This is a genomic window from Brevibacillus sp. FW301-21C12A (assembly GCF_058788915.1).
The window spans coordinates 68,916-84,332 of sequence record NZ_JBYTBG010000014.1; the positions used below are offsets into that span (position 1 = coordinate 68,916).

Consider the following 15,417-nt stretch of genomic DNA (forward strand, 5'->3'; position numbering starts at 1 on the left):
TTTCATTTCATGCTCCCTTCTTAACTCTCAAAAAAATGGCATATTAACTTTATGAACTCTTTTTGTATTTGATCCAGGTCTTCGGAAGCAATGTCAATATGAAGAGCTGATATCCGGATCTCCTGATTTCCGTTATGTATCAAATAGGTTGCTAGCGGATTCTGGAAATATTTATTCGCACGGAAAACTGGGTATACCAGAAACAACCGATTGCATTGATAACGGACTGCATAGGCCAACATTTGGTAAACATCCGACTCCGAAAGTCGAGTATTCTCTTCAGAAATGGGATTTTTATATTTCGCATCTACAATCATTTCGATTGGCGTGTCTGATCCTGCTCGGCTGCATGCGATTGTAATATCGGGTCTGAGCAGAAAAACCTCTTTTTCAGCATCCAAGTAACGTTGTGGCGTCTGATAACGGACCACCCAATCATCCGAAGATAACCCCTTATCCAACCATTGATATAACGAGAACTCAAATAATTGATTCAATGGGATCAAAAAGGTAAAGGTACGCTCGTCGCCCGCATGGACCCCAGGTTGACGGTTAAGGTAAAACATCTTAGCGAGTTCAAACACCGGCCGATAGTCTTCGTTTAACCGATTGAATCGTACTCTTTGGAACATCGATTCGGTAAGCCGGATGGGACAAATATCCTCTAAAAGCAAAAGCGCATGGCTCAAACTAGTTTTGTTTTCCTCGTTTTTCGTCAATGTTCTAAGTGAAATCATTGTGGCTTTAATGATTTGGTTAAGCAGATTGTCTTCCGTGAATTCCTGATAACTAACATAATGCTTATGCTTAAATCCCCCATTCCTGAGCAACTGCCGCTGAAAAAGGATCCTTCCTCTAATGAAGGCCAGGTTGCCCTCAAAATCTTCATATTGACGATGAATTTGCTTCTGAAAGAGTTCCAAGAACCTCTTAATGAAAATGTGAATGAAAATCTCCAGCAAATCTCCGTTCATAGCCGCTATAAGTTGAGGTTCCGGAATATCTTTGACTGAAAGGAACCCGCTAGATGCCAGCAAACGGAACAGCATCCGAACGGACGAACGTTTTTCCTCTTCGAAGTCTTCAGCGGATGCCGCATCTTCATAAAGTTTGGGCAGAATCTGTAGCTGCAAGGAAGGAGTGGCGATAAATCCAACATACTTCCTTAGCAGCACTCGGTTATCTACACTGAAGCTAATATTTTGCCTTCCCCAAATGGACTCCAACGAAGATAATTCCATCCTATGTTCATTCGAGATTGGTTCCAACGAATACCTGTCTTCAAAGACGGTGATGAGTTTCGGCATCAGTCTTCTATTCCTTTATAGAGGGTCAACAAGGCCTTCTCGAAGTCGGAAACCGTATCTTTATCGGAAGGCTGCGTGCTTAAGAACCGCATGCTTCCGGATTTCTCGAAGAACTTGGTTCCAACAACCGACTGAATAGCAGCGACATCGTTGTAGAAGTATTCAGCGATTAATGGCAAAATTTTATAATACCAGCTCTTAAAAAGATCATCGATCGTTAAAACATCCATCAAATAGGCGTGGCCGATCCGATGGTCTCGATCCAGCTTCTCCGATATTTTTTCGTTAAGGCTGCGCAAAAGACTTGCAAGTTCCACCGAGCCCACTTTTGCTGTATTTTGTTCGAAAACCGCATAATCTGGTTCCATTTCCGCGAATACGAACCGTCTTCTTAGCGCGGTATCCAGCATCGCGATCGATCGATCGGAAGTATTCATCGTACCGATAATATACAGGTTCCTAGGCAACGAGAAAGGCTTTTTGGAATAGGGCAAGATCGTGCTGACCGTTTGCCTTTTGTCCTTTTCAATCAATGTTATCAGTTCGCCAAAGATTTTAGAGATGTTACCTCGGTTGATTTCATCGATGATCAAATAGTATGGTTTTTGCTGATGCTGCTGTGTCTTAACCTTTTTATTTATATCGTTGGAAATACCGATCAATTTCTGAACGTCGGACATTTGAATTCGGGGAAGCTCGTAAATCGTTTTGAGAGTAAGACTTACTCCGCCGTTCATATCGTAAATATCCGCGGGGTCCGTAAATTCTTTCAACCACGCAACCGGCCGGACATGTGGCGCCACATGTCCCTTTCTGTAAGCATAATCCCCTGTTATCACACCAATATCCCGAATCGTCCGAGGGCCATCATAGACAAATACGATATCACCTCGTTCCATTTGGTTAATGAGAGTATCTAGCGTATTGGCATCCATTGTAGGCTTTTGAGCCCCATCATCCCGCTCATTCTCAAGCAAGGAATAAATTTCGTCATATGATTTGTCTGTAAGGTCGATGTGATCGAGAAAATCGACCGCTATTTGTTTGCCCGCTTTACATTGGTTGTAAATGTGATCGCTGTTGCGGCGGCCGAGCGATACTTTCCAGACCCGGGATCCCGAATGTATGAACTCGGCTCCCGAAATACCGGAGGACTCAGATTCCGCTTTGATAATTTGTGCTGACGCGTCTTCCACCATCTTTTTCAGAACGCCAGGCTCCACGCGGTACCGAATCTCACCACCTGCTTCGTCTTGCTTCATGTCTTCTTCCAATTGGGGGCGAATACCCTCAATAAATTCCTCATACGAGTAGGACTGGTGGAAAGTGATGAAACGTACCCGTTCTTCCCGTTCAACTTGGACGAACGGGATATATCGTTTACGGAATGTATACTCAAACGCTTCAATGATGTTCTTCGTAGCGAACGTCTTCCCTGTTCCCGGCGGTCCGTATAAAATCAAATTGGGGTTGAAATCCAGCAACTCAGCATACGCACGGTATTGTTCAAACAATTCCGGCGCGTCCTCGACATCCGAAGATTCTAACGCATGCGTGATTGGCGTTTTCCCATCAGTTCCAACTTCCATATTCGGTTTGCTGATCGGTGTCTTGCGGCGGCCAACCAAGACGTTGTCATAAAGGCGAATAGGATTATCCACTACAAAATAACCTTGCTTTTCCAATTCATTCAGGACGCTTTTCAAATAGTTACGTTTAATCGGCGCTTCCTCTTCGGCAAATTCAAGCAACTGTAGCAATGTATACCGTTCATTGACGGAATTTTTGTCCTCGTACAGTTTCTGCAAACTGGCATAAGGTTGGGATTGTCCATTCTTCCATTCCAATATCCCGACAATTCTTGATGTTACGAGATTGTCGATTACAACCATGATGTCGTTTTCTGCAACTGGCGGGAGTTGAGAACTTAGTGTGACGTAATAACGACGAACCGATGTAAAAGAAAGCTGATCCCAGTTTTCCATGGGAAACGCCGAGGTTGTCTCAATGGGAAAGAAACCGTGACCTGGAGTAGCTTTGTTAATTTTATTAAGCAGGTTTAGGTCCAAATTAAAATATGGACTTTTAATAAATTGCACGACAGGTACAGGATTCGAGAGCCTCTTGATTTCGTCGAATAAAACAACACCCGTATCTGACGGATTAATAGGATTTACTTTTTGCCCATACTCCCTCACTTTCCATAACGCAATTACTTTGGCATTGGTCACTACAAAGACATAATCCCCAGGTTCAATCCCCCCGTACCAGGAACTCCCTTTGGCTCCCGCAGCGTAATATTTCTCCTGGATTTGATGCGGTCTCTTACTGTCAAACTTTCCGAAATATACTTTGCTCATTGGATCTCCTCGATTTCATTTATTGAAATGATGATAAATCTCATGCGGATATAAGTTCAATAGCTGCATCAGCGCTGTGCAGAAGCCGATCAGGATGATTGGCCCTTCACTATTCGACTGAAACTCGATCCCGCGTTCCACCAAATAGTTAGCTAGACGATCGAAGTCTGCCTCATATTTCGGGACTCTTCAAGCAACTTAAACCGTGATTTGTACCCGAGGCTTTCCACCAGCCCCTTATAGTACCATTCCTGACTATCACGTCCTCGTTTGAAACGAGACCATGCCTCCTCACCGTACTGCTTCAAGTCCCTCTTAATCGAACGAATATTGTGTAGTTTGTCTGCACAGGACGTCTGCCGAATAGCAACGGTTGCATGTTTAAGTTCATCGAGCGTATGCTGCTTTCTTTCCTCCCATGATGCACCTTTGTCCGGTTCTGAGCAGCCTTTTACGATTTCCAATACTTTAGGACCGAAGAAGGCCAGTAAATCCTCCTCCGTTGTATCGGTATCTTCCAACGTGTCATGCAAAATTCCAGCCGCGACAACTTCCTCCGAACAACCTGCCCGCTGCAAAATCATGCCCACAGCATAAGGATGACTAATGTATGGTATCTCTGTGCCTTTTCGGCGCTGTTCCCGATGTGCAACGGCAGCAAACTCAATTGCCTTATCGATTAAAGTCATGGACACGGTTTCCTCCCTTCAATTTCAAAGATCAGTTTCTCATGAATGGTTGCAAACCGGATATTTTTGCAGGTGATTAAGAACCAGCAAAGCCCCAGCCTTATGCAGCGGCTCATTCTGCTTCTCACAATGAAACAGCTGAATGCAGGATGGGCAGCCGTCCGAACAACCACAGCTGCTAATGATCTGTTGGGCTTTCTCCAAGAGAACCTCGAATTTTTCCGCAACGACCTCGACTATACCTGAACCGCCTCCTGCTTGGCTGTCGTAGAAGAACATTCCGGGCATTCCAAACAATGCTGAGCCAGAATAAAAAGAGGTGTGCTGAAAATCAGCCATACTGCACCTTACAACGGCCGGTATCGCCGAAGCTATGGCATGTTCAACCGCATGAAGGCTTCCCTCAGCCATGGTCTCCAAGTCAATGGTATCGCGATCCAGTACATCATTGAGCAGACCTTTAAGTTCATCCCTTCCTTGGTGATCCCACATCAGCCAAAACGCCTCGGTTTGGAAACTGACAGGATATGTGTTTGTCAATTGCACGGTTTCGGGAGGCGTTGCGCCGTGATTGTAGATTTTTTTGTAGCCAAATGTGCTTCGTTTTACGATGATGTTTCCAAGATTGGATTTGATCGCCGCGTCACTTCTCAGTGGATTGGTTATGTCATGGATTTCAATGCTATCGCGAACAATTCCGCGGGTATGATAATCCGTTCTTACCGGCTCCACAACCACTTTGCGTTGCTTACCGTTGACCCACTTGACCTTATAGAAGGTACGATTGTCAGGTCCCAGAAATACTGCATCCACGTGATAATCTCTTATTAAGGAACGCTCATCTACACTTTGAAACAAGATGTCCTCATTCCAGCCGTTCTTGGTTACAACCGTATAAGTAGCCCCCATTGTAAACAAAGTTTGATATCTTGGCGTTTCACCATGATAGAGGAGTTTTCCTTCGATCTGCTGCCACTGGTCGCTTGCTTCCGCAACCACCTTGCGAAGCGCCGAAGAGCGAACATAATTCATAGCATTGGTCAACGTTCCTCCCAGTTCGTGAGCTGCGTATGCGAGATGCTCCTTTAATAGCTTGGGATTCGTTGTATTAATCGCTGCTGATTCAGGCGGGAGCTTAAAGAATTCTTCAGGATTGCGGGCAAAGTATTGCTGCAATGGCTCTTCCTGAAGCATCATAATCACCACACCGTCTCTACTGCGTCCCACTCGTCCAGCCTGCTGCCAAAAGGAAGCCTGGGAGCCAGGGTATCCGAGTAAGATACATACATCCAGACACTTCACATCAATCCCGACCTCTAGGGCGCTAGTAGTGACCACTCCAAGGATCTCGCCTTGCTCAAGTTTTTGTATGGTTCGTTCTTTAACTTCTTGCGTGAGGTATGCATGGTACGGCAGAAAAAATTCATGTGGGTCGTCTGCCGAAAGCCCGCCATGATCATGAAGGTGGCTGCGCAGTATCATGTTTATTTCACGACTTAAAAGCTGGGCTTGCTGGCGGTTGCTTGTGAAAATGATACTTCTCGGCCATCTTCCATCCTTGTAGATCGTGCGCAGAATCTCATAGAGATCGGAAACAACGGCCCTTTTCTTTTGCTCATCGTCTGATAAGCCCGGATTCCACATCAAAATCGCTTTCTTCTTTACTGGCGCTTGTACTCCCGATATTTCATGAAATCCTTTCATTCCACGCATTCCTGTTAATTCTTCAGCTAGATACTTTGGATTAGCAATTGTAGCCGAGCAGGCAATAAACTGGACGTTTTTATTTCCCAACCTGTCACATAACATTCTTAATCTGCGAAGGACCAAAGAAACCTTTGAACCTAACAAGCCTGAGTATTGATGAAGCTCATCAATAACGACAAACCGAAGATTTTGCAGAAAGCGCAACAGCCCAGGGCCTTTTCCCTTAGGCGAACCTGCACCTTGAAGAATTAAATGCAGATAGTGTACGTTGGTCAGCCAATAGCGCCCCTCAGAGAACACGAAGCTAGATGCCTGATCTTTTCTCATATGCTCTGGAACGTTACGTTGCCCGTGGAGAACCCCAACGGATAATTGCTGTCCATTAACAGAGAATCGAGAAAATCCATTAAGCGAGATTTGATTCCCCTGCTCTTCTACATCATCAGCCCATTTTTTCAAGTGAGCGTACTGGTCCTCGACTAATGCCTTGAACGGGGCCAAATAAAGCGCACAGGCATTCGGATCAGCAACCAATTTTTCGATGATGGGAACATTGTACGCCAATGATTTTCCAGATGCGGTTTTCGTGCAGAGAACGACATTTCTGCCTTCACGGATGTTCTGTATAGCTTCCCCTTGATGCTCATACAGTTTATTAATCCCCAGAGAATGAAGCTTCCGCTGCAGCCAACTGGGCATAAGGATTTGGTCAGCATAAGCGCCTTGGTTGGCGTCAATTTGATGCACGTGGACGTCACTTCGAATACGAGTTCCGAGTTCGAGCAAATTCTGGACGAGTTTTTCACTATCGAATACATGTTGAACAGGAAGTCTTCGGTCTGTGAGCAATTCCATTTCTTCCGGTGTCAGCATGTCGTCCAAGATTGAATGTCTATCATGTGAACAATAAACGCCGGATGGTTTGTTTATATAGGACTCCGTATCGGGTTCAAGGGAGCGCCATTCTGAAACTCGAATCCCGTTTGCCCGTTGATGGATCTTACGGTAATAGCCCTTTGGATCCGCCTTATAGCTGATTTGAATGAAGTCCCCGTAAGGTCTTTGGCCTCCGCAAGCGGAACAGATTACAGGCATTCTTAATCGATCCCTTCTATCAAAATCTTCAGCAGCATTTTGGCTCCAGGTTTGAACAATTCAATATTCCCTTTACCTGGGAGCTGCACGCAGCTAGGACATCCTTCGGCACAAGGGCAGCTCTCAATAAGTTCAAGAGCCTTTCGAAGCACTTGCGGAAGTTTCTCATAGATCGCTTCGATGGTCCCGAGACCGGACCCGTTCTCGCCATAGAAGCCGATAACAGGTCTATTGGCAAAAGCCGTCATCCCGCTCGCCGAAAACCCTGTAAAATCATTAGCGTCGCAGATAATGAGGTCAGGAATAACCGAAGTCATAGCGTGACCTGCAGCGTGAAGGGAAGCTTCAGCCAATAAGTCGATGGATCTGCCCTCATCCGCTAACTCCTGAATGCCATTTTTCAATTGGCTCCATTGAGAATCCGTTAGTGTAACCCACATTCCTTCCGGAGTGAATCGGGTGACGGACGGATGATCCAATTGAACCTGCTCAGACTCATGCTTCTGTCCGAAGTAAACTTTTTTATAACCGAAGACACTCCGCTTAATCTCCAGTTCACCATAAGCCATATCGATTCCTTCGATGTGTTGCTTCTGATAAGTCTGCATAATATCGATGATATCGCGATAAGTAGATTGAGTGTAATAGGTTAGTTCCTGAATAGGCAATACAATAATTTCACCTTTTCTGCGATTGATAGAGTCTACTCGATAGCCTTTCTCTCCAGGAGTCCAATAGATCGCACCTTCATAAAAATCACGAAGAGCACTCCACTCATCCAAACTGTCTACTATCGTTTGATTTTGTCCCCGAATGGTTACGCTGTAATTTTTACCAGACATTGATCGAAGACTAAACTTGTCATCAACGGTCGCCTCATCGTTAGCTGTTGCAGCTACTTGCAGTACAGTCTCAATATAATCTTCGAGTAATCCAGGAAACATGTCCTGCAAGTCTTCCTTCGTGACTTCTCTCCCGAGCTCTTCTCTTAGTAACGGGATGTGCATGGCTAACAACTTGTAATTTGTTGGATTAATCCTAACTACCTCGGGAGCTTTATGGATAAATTCAAGCGGGTTACGCATGTAATACTGCTGAAGCGGTTCATCCTGCCAGATCAGTATGGCAACACCCTCGCCTTTGCGGCCAACACGTCCGATCTGTTGGGAGAATGCCGCTTTCGATCCGGGATAACCAACAAGAACGGCAAGACTCAAATCACCGATATCAATCCCGACTTCAAGGGCATTGGTAGTAATAATGACATGAATATCATGGGACTTGAGCCGCTCAATAATCCGTTTCCGAGTATCATTCGGCAGTATTCCGGTATAAAATGCCGCGAGTTTTTCTCCTTCCACTTTCTCTTTTGGTAGTCGGAGAGGCTGGCGCAAGACGTCTTTGATATAACGGGTAAATACCATAGTCTGGCTGCGAGAAGGTTGAAAAATGATGCTCTTAATCACTTTCTGATCAACAGTCATGATCTGTTTCGCCATCGTAATGGCATCGGTAGAAGGCGCGCGGCGGACTTGTTCATCGGCTGACATACCGGGATTCCATAGGACGATCCCCTTTTTCTGATGGGCGGAACCATCTGTATTGATGAGGGTGAATCCGCTAAGACCTGTAAGATCCTCTGCTAATCTAATAGGATTTTCAATCGTTGCTGAGCTCGTAATAATCTGGATGTTGTGAGTATTACCAAGTTCTCGACAAACCTTAAGCAGGCGTCTGAGTACCAATGCGACATGACTTCCGAATGTACCTCGGTACATATGCATCTCATCAAGCACTATAAATTTGAGGTTCCGCAGATAATTTCGAATGTGGTGTGCGGTCGCGTACTTCACCTTCTGAACTTGCCCGAGAATGGAGTAATGAATCATATCCGGATTCGTCATCCATACCTGTGCTTTTTCCATGATTCGCTGCCGCGGCCCATTCTCGGTATCACCATCCAGCCGGCCGATATGAATCAGGCGATCTCCTAAGTGCAATTGAGTTTCAAACCACTCATCCAAGGAAGAATTATTCTCCGTTCGTTGCATGCCAAAACGTTTAATTTGATCCAACTGATCATTTGCTAACGCTTTTGTTGGAAATATGTATAATCCACGTTCTTCAGGATGGTTATATAAACGACTAAGAATCGGCAGGTTATAGGACAACGTCTTTCCGGATGATGTTGAAGTGACCAAGACAACATTCGACCCAGAATGGACTGCATCGGCTGTTTGTGCTTGGTGAGAATATAACTGCGTAATTCCCATTCGATGTAAGGCGTCCTTGATGGGCTCCGGTGTAGATTCAGGAATATCCGCAAAAGTAGCTTCTTTCGCAGGAAGTGTATGAACATAAATCTCGGCAACTTCTTCCTCGGCCAACTTCTTCAGCTTATCCAGTACATCATCGGATGAAAATTCATGACTTACTACGCCGGGAATCCGGTTATCCTCACATAAAATAAATTCTTCTTTCTCCAATGGAACAATTGCAAAACAAGACGGACAGTAAATTCCCTCCTCGAATCCACGGAGTTTTTCAATTACAGGAGTCCAGTCTGAGCATTTGATCCCGGTTGGCGAATATTCAAGCAATCGTTGTTCCCCGGCTTGGCTGATCTTATTGGAAATTTGAATCGCCTTCAGCATATTGGTGCATTCCGAGCATTTCAGAAATGCCATACCCAATCCCTCCATCTCAAATGACTGCTGATCATATTAGAACATATTGATTCGACAGCACGTTGTCATAGAATATACGTTCCCATGGAATAATTCCCCTGTACTGATGATTCGACAATATAGGCAGTAAGTCCTGTGAAAATGCGAAAAAACCCAAACAAAGCATTAAATAACCGCTTTGTTTGGGTTGCAATAAAAAGATTGTCAGTAAAATTGATAGAATTCTATTTCAAAACTAAAGAAACAAAAAGAAATGTCTCAGCCTCTATTTGATCGGCTTCAGATCGAGACCTTCCTTTATTAACATGCTTCAACTTGTATCTTACATTGCTTTAATTCTCGTTTCAATGTGATTCGTTTCTTCATCAGATAATCCATATTTTCTATACAACTGATTGTCTACTTCTTGAACTGAAACTGACCAATCAATATCGGAGTTGTTAGAAAAATCCTGTACAGGAACAAATCTATACGTATTTCTAGTACCATGTTGACTATTTTTGGACAAGCTATGCAAAAATCTAACAAATTTGGTTTTCATATATTTAGCTAAAGAGTTTGCGCTATTTTCATTTAGAGCTAAGTCTGCACCAATAACTAAATATGTTTCGGTACATATTGAATTAGGACCAGCAATAATTGTATTTAGATTATCATCGTTTAACTCTGTTCCTATATTGTTGGAATATGGCGTTAAAACCTTCCATTTATTTATCCATAAGTTATTTTTTTCTATTTCAATTAACTCAATGTACCCAACAATACCTTTATTAGCGTAGCATTTTATCGGTTCATTCATAGAGCGACTGTCATTTTTAAATTTATTGTTTTTAGTAAAGTTGGTAGAAAATCCAAATGGGTTACGAGCAGACACATACTCCATTAGGCTGTTATTACCACTGCAATCTATTTTATCTAAAATAGAAATTGCTCTAGAGTCTCTTATCAGTATGTCAAAGTCTTTATATTTCAACGACCTTGAAATATCACTGACAATTGCGTTGTTTTCATATGTTACGACTCTTGCAAGATTTTTGCTGTTGTCATAATTTTTATCCCACAAGAAGTAACATACGCCACCACGAATATTGGTATTAGGGAAAATATCTTCTGGAGTCAGCCAATCATGAAGTTCTTTGAGATGAATGTCGTTTAACATTTCATCACGAAAATCATCAAGACCTTTCCCTCCTGCATACCAACGTGTTGGCATTATGAATGAAATTAATTCTGGATTAAGTTCTTTTGCCAAACGTACAAAATGGTGGTAAATTGGGCTAGCACTTGCTTGTGCTCCACCATCCATTTCTTGATAAGGTGGGTTTCCAATAATGACATCGAATTTCAAATTCTCATCTCCAAAAATTTCTGATATTTTCTTTTTAGCATTACCATTTTTTGCATATTCGGTTAGATCACATTCAACTATATTTTTGCTCGAGATGTTTTTGAAATCTGCAAAAATATAATTTTTAGCAATATTGTATATGATGTTACTTGGTGCACAAGCATAAACTTGATTTTCGAGAATCCACTTAATACGTTCTTCAGAATTAGGAATTTGATCTTTCAATCCTTCATTCAAGCGTTTAACGATTTCCGTGATATAAAGCCCACTTTTCGTATATAAATCAATAAATTTAATATTATAGTTTTTAAAAATACCCGGGTTGTTCTCTGCAATTAAATCAACCATTAATTTTACCACTCTTCGAGGAGTGAAAATTTGGTTTGTTTGCTGCGGTGGAATGTAATCGAAAATATCCTCAATCAGTGTTTCATCAAAATAGTTCGATAATCTGTTCTTAGTAATAAAGAATTCTTTAATACTAGCATTAAACACAACTTCGTTGAATAAACCAGGCACTTTACGGTTATTCCCATCATCGTCTACATAGTCAAAGCCATCACGTAGTTTCCTAAACTCATCTACTGTAATACTTGTTAATTCTTCAAAAGACGGCTCGTCTATATTTTCTTCAAAATTACTCAAAGTGGTGTTTTCATTACCATAAGCCATAAGGAATGCTGGAATAGTTCTAGCAAATCCGCGCAAGTGATCCCGAACATCATCTTCAGTGGTCTTTTTCTTCTTCTCTTCCACTCGGACAATCTGTTCTTCGACTGCAGTTTCAACAGTTGAACTTAATTCTGTATTAAGATTTTCAGTGAATGTTTGATTAACCTCAACCTTTTTCTGCTCCAATTCCGTTTTTAGTTGCTCTAATTTAACTTCGTCATTTGCTTCTTGGGCGTTTTGAATTTGAACATTATAGTCTTGTTCAATTTCTTTAATTTGACTGTGATACGTTTCTACATTTTTTTGAACTACGTCTTTAATTACCGATGTTACTTCATTTTTTGCTTTATCCACTTGAGAATTATTCAAGTTGAATGTCTCTTTCAACTTGCTAAACCCTCTATCTAGAGTGTCTTTGATTTCAGTAGTGATAGTTGTAGTTTCGGGAATTTTAGGTATATTAGGTATTTCCATAACTTTATAGATTGCGTCACCAAAAATTTCTTTCGTTTGATTAATAACAATTTCTTTAGGAACATCAACGTTTCCATCACCATCGACCATTGGATTTGTTACGTTGATTTCTCTACGATCTATTAAACGCTTGTTCTTTTCTGGTTTAATCTTGTCAAGTATTTCCTTGAATGGTGAATTTCCTCCAAAAATTCCTGAGATATTCGAAAATAGTAGATTACTCATAAATCCACGCTTTACTACCTCTTTTGAAGTTATCTTTGTCGGGATTGTTAAAACTTCAGTTGCGTCCAACTCATGCATATTGCCTTCATCATCTTCCCCAATTACCGGGAAGAAGTTTAATAGCTTTTTAATCTTCTTCTTGCGTTCTTCACTTGTTTTTGAGTTACCACTTGATAAGTTATTTGCGAATTCGTCAAAGAGCAATAGCGTTCGTTCTGGTGCAAAATCGAAGATATAGGCGTTTTCTTTTCTATAAAGCTTACCATCCTGAACAAATTCATAAGGGTTTTGCGCACGGAAAGCGGCTTGGAAATATAAACTTGGCGACTTAATATTGCTAAGCATAAGCACCGCAGACCATTCTGGTATTGTTATACCCGTTGTAAGTTGACCAACAGATAAGGTTATGGTTTTTTCGTTTTCAGAAATTGCCTTTTTAACCCTATTGAAACTGTTCTCATTCTTTTTATAGTCTAGTCCTTCTTCTTCAAAGTTTGAATCGCTGTCAACACTTACTCCATCACCAGCCGCTAGAACAATCTTATACTCACCAAAAACAGGGTGTGATTTCAACAACTTTTCAAGTGCTTTTGCAGAGTTAACACGAGGTAAAAGCCAAAAAGTATGGTTTAATTGGCTCCTATATTCATCTGTAGCAAAAGGAAACTTACCTGAAGATAGGTTATCAAGGAATTTTTTCACGCTTGCTTCATATTCAAACTTTCCGTCGTCTTTAACTCTGAAGAATTCATTCAAATCGAAAGCATAATCAACATTACTATCATCGTCTAATGTTAAGCCTTTAGAGACTTGATCCTCAATCATCTTACTCATTTGATAAGTGAATAAGCTTAGTGTTGGCAGATTTTCGTACGGGTTACTTCCAGTTGTGTAGTCCCAATTCGTTTTGGCTTCTTGTTCATCGACATACGACCAGTTGAAGATCTGTTCTTCATTAAATTTGTTGTTTGCCAATGCTTTGAACGGAGTACCTGACAAGTGTAGAGTGAAGTTCCGTTTTATTTTATCGAACGCCACATCTGTTTTTGCGGTATCAACACCCTCATGCGCTTCATCGATGATAAGTAAATCCCAGTTCAGCTGACCAACCCATTCAAGTTTTTCATAAACACCACCTGCAAACTTCGCCCCTTTCAAGTCTTGGAGTGAAATGAAGGTGATTTGCGATGGGTTCTCATGGTCAGTAGAATTTAGAAAATCAATGAAATCCTCACGAGACAATGCCTTACCTTTCAAAGAATCCGTTTCAGAAACAAATTTCATTCCTGTTTCTTGCCAAGAAATAAATTTCTTAAAATCATCAAACCATGAGTTCGCTATAGCAGGCCTGTTGGTTACGATCAGTACATTTCTTGCATTGATTTTTCTCACAAAATCGTATGCAGTAAGTGTTTTCCCAAAGCGAGGTTTTGCATTCCAAAGGAACTCCCTTGGTTCTTGTCCACTATTGTAATAATCAAGAGTTAGCTGAACGGCTTTACTTTGTTCATTCCGAAGTTTGTAGGTTGAACGAGCTTCATCAATTTGAATTCCATCATAATCATTACTTATAAACTTGTCCGTTAGAATTTCCGCCTTTTCGAGTGTTCCATTAAAATAGAACCATTCGTCTGCATGGCCATTAAAATCCCTTTTCTGAATCCCATTCTGTTGAAGGAAACGGTGAAGGTCTTTATCATGGAACCATTTACCATCAGACTTCTTTGCAATCTTTTCAAAAAGAATATTAGGGTTGAGTCCGACCGTTCCAACCTGTTCAAAAATACGTTTTCTAACTTTTCTATTTGTTTCACCTATTTTAATGTAACCTTTATGAGAAGGAACTTCAGGCAGGGTATAGGCATATATTTTCAAGTCCAGTTCTTCATATGGATTAATGATTGTTCTATTCATCGACTTCCTCCATTTCTTCCTTATAGACATCAGTAATCTTTACAGGAACGTATTTCATTCGTTTTTCTTTTGTTTTAGTGACATCATCGTCATCAAACAAGTCAAACAGATCCAGTTGCTCCACTTTTACTGCATGAACTAAAGGCTCTCCGCTTTCTTTTTCCACGCCACCAAGAATATCATCAAGCGTATATTCAGTGCGTTGAACCATAATTGTCTTAACGTATTTATGAACGTTAACAGGTTTCCACTCACTAAAAACAATAGGTTTACCATTAGAAGCTAATTTAGTTAGAAAGTTCCCCTGTACAATATTTTTAGAGATAATCAATTTAGCACTGTCTAAGACTTTGTTTTTCACTTTTGCACCATGTTTAATTGCTTGTTGCTGATAGGCTTCATAATAGACTTGATACAAATTCATAACACATTTTTGAGCGTTATCTTCAAGCAATTCAACACCATATAGCGTTGACAATATAAGTAGGGAATAGTTCTCGTACCTTGTTAAATCATCACCGTAATTTTTTACTACCATCTTCATCTTTCTATTTAAAACTTCAACTAGGAATGTGCCTTCTCCCACAGCGGGCTCTAAAAAAGTGGAAGTTAAGTTCAGACATGCTTCACGAAGGTTAGGCAAATCAAGAATTTTATTAACAATCCTTTTTGGTGTGAACACTTCCCCGTGATTTTGAACACGTTTTTTATTTTTTATTATTTTTTCCTTATCTGAAGCTAATTCAGTTGAACTACTCATCATGTCTTTATCTCCATTCACAAGCAATCGATCTGACATCATATCAGCAACGATTTTGCCAATAAATTTCCCGCTTATTCTTGTATTGCTTCTTTTGTGATATCTAGGAGTTGATCATATTTATTCATCCCTTAAAATGTATCTACAGCTTCATTTTACCCTGAACTATAATTATAAAA

Annotated in this window: 7 protein-coding genes; all 7 read right to left on the reverse strand. The window is 41.3% G+C overall.

Features of this window, described 5'->3' with window-relative positions; all coding sequences use genetic code 11:
• Window positions 1-20 precede the first annotated feature (20 nt).
• Window positions 21-1,307 (reverse strand): McrC family protein, encoded by a 1,287-nt coding sequence (locus AC3WQH_RS11435; protein WP_023554867.1) that lies wholly within the window; start codon window positions 1,305-1,307, stop codon window positions 21-23.
• Window positions 1,307-3,667 carry a DUF8426 domain-containing protein gene (locus AC3WQH_RS11440; protein WP_492332041.1) on the reverse strand — a complete coding sequence of 787 codons (2,361 nt, stop codon included), beginning with the start codon at window positions 3,665-3,667 and terminating at the stop codon, window positions 1,307-1,309. The genes AC3WQH_RS11435 and AC3WQH_RS11440 overlap by 1 nt, the downstream gene beginning before the upstream one ends.
• 152 nt (window positions 3,668-3,819) lie before the next feature.
• Complete coding sequence (locus AC3WQH_RS11445; protein ID WP_023554869.1) at window positions 3,820-4,356, reverse strand: HD domain-containing protein; 537 nt, start codon at window positions 4,354-4,356, stop codon at window positions 3,820-3,822.
• A 39-nt stretch (window positions 4,357-4,395) separates the two neighbouring features.
• Window positions 4,396-6,936 (reverse strand): DEAD/DEAH box helicase, encoded by a 2,541-nt coding sequence (locus tag AC3WQH_RS11450; protein ID WP_238504430.1) that lies wholly within the window; start codon window positions 6,934-6,936, stop codon window positions 4,396-4,398.
• A gap of 224 nt (window positions 6,937-7,160) precedes the next feature.
• Window positions 7,161-9,845 (reverse strand): DEAD/DEAH box helicase, encoded by a 2,685-nt coding sequence (locus AC3WQH_RS11455; protein WP_412836708.1) that lies wholly within the window; start codon window positions 9,843-9,845, stop codon window positions 7,161-7,163.
• A gap of 322 nt (window positions 9,846-10,167) precedes the next feature.
• A complete protein-coding gene (locus AC3WQH_RS11460) occupies window positions 10,168-14,478 on the reverse strand; it encodes an Eco57I restriction-modification methylase domain-containing protein (protein WP_492332042.1) in 4,311 nt (1,436 codons plus the stop codon).
• A complete protein-coding gene (locus AC3WQH_RS11465; protein ID WP_492332043.1) occupies window positions 14,471-15,241 on the reverse strand; it encodes a methylase in 771 nt (256 codons plus the stop codon). Before AC3WQH_RS11465 ends, AC3WQH_RS11460 begins: the two co-directional genes overlap by 8 nt.
• Between the last annotated feature and the right edge of the window lie 176 nt (window positions 15,242-15,417).

Excerpts from the sequence above, each read along its gene's own strand:
- AC3WQH_RS11435 (WP_023554867.1), bottom strand. The coding sequence starts at position 1,307 with ATGCCGAAACTCATCACCGTCTTTGAAGACAGGTATTCGTTGGAACCA.
- AC3WQH_RS11440 (WP_492332041.1), bottom strand. The coding sequence starts at position 3,667 with ATGAGCAAAGTATATTTCGGAAAGTTTGACAGTAAGAGACCGCATCAA.
- AC3WQH_RS11445 (WP_023554869.1), bottom strand. The coding sequence starts at position 4,356 with ATGACTTTAATCGATAAGGCAATTGAGTTTGCTGCCGTTGCACATCGG.
- AC3WQH_RS11450 (WP_238504430.1), bottom strand. The coding sequence starts at position 6,936 with ATGCTGACACCGGAAGAAATGGAATTGCTCACAGACCGAAGACTTCCT.
- AC3WQH_RS11455 (WP_412836708.1), bottom strand. The coding sequence starts at position 9,845 with ATGGCATTTCTGAAATGCTCGGAATGCACCAATATGCTGAAGGCGATT.
- AC3WQH_RS11460 (WP_492332042.1), bottom strand. The coding sequence starts at position 14,478 with ATGAATAGAACAATCATTAATCCATATGAAGAACTGGACTTGAAAATA.
- AC3WQH_RS11465 (WP_492332043.1), bottom strand. The coding sequence starts at position 15,241 with ATGATGAGTAGTTCAACTGAATTAGCTTCAGATAAGGAAAAAATAATA.